Here is a 415-nt window from a genome sequence, read left to right on the forward strand (position 1 = left end):
GAGGTCACCGTCAGTGGTCTCGAGACCGATGCCACCTGGGAAGTCTCCCTCGACGGCGGCACCAGCTGGGATGCTGGCACTGGCACCACCTTCACGCTGGACGAAGGCAGCTACGCCGATGGCGTTGTGCAGATCCGTCAGACCGATGTGGCTGGTAACGTCAGCGACGCCGTGAACCTGGGCGCCGTGACCGTGGATACCACCGACCCGACGGGCAGCATCGCCTTCGTCGATGGCGCCGATGGCTTCCTGAACGTCGACGACATCACTGCCGTCGCCCTCAGCGGCAGCATCGAGGCCGGCCTCGACAGCAGCAATGTCGTGATCACCATCACTGACAGCGCCGATCCGGCCAACGAGATCACCGTCGCCACAACTGACATTACGATCGACGGTGCCGGCAATCTGTCCGTAA

General features: G+C 63.6%; 1 protein-coding gene. It reads left to right on the forward strand.

Annotated features, from left to right (window positions below):
* A partial coding sequence (locus HXS65_RS17375; RefSeq protein WP_176494536.1) for a hypothetical protein occupies positions 1–415 on the forward strand: 415 nt, incomplete at both ends.

It is taken from the genome of Cobetia sp. 5-25-4-2, assembly GCF_013374075.1.
GTDB lineage: Bacteria > Pseudomonadota > Gammaproteobacteria > Pseudomonadales > Halomonadaceae > Cobetia > Cobetia marina.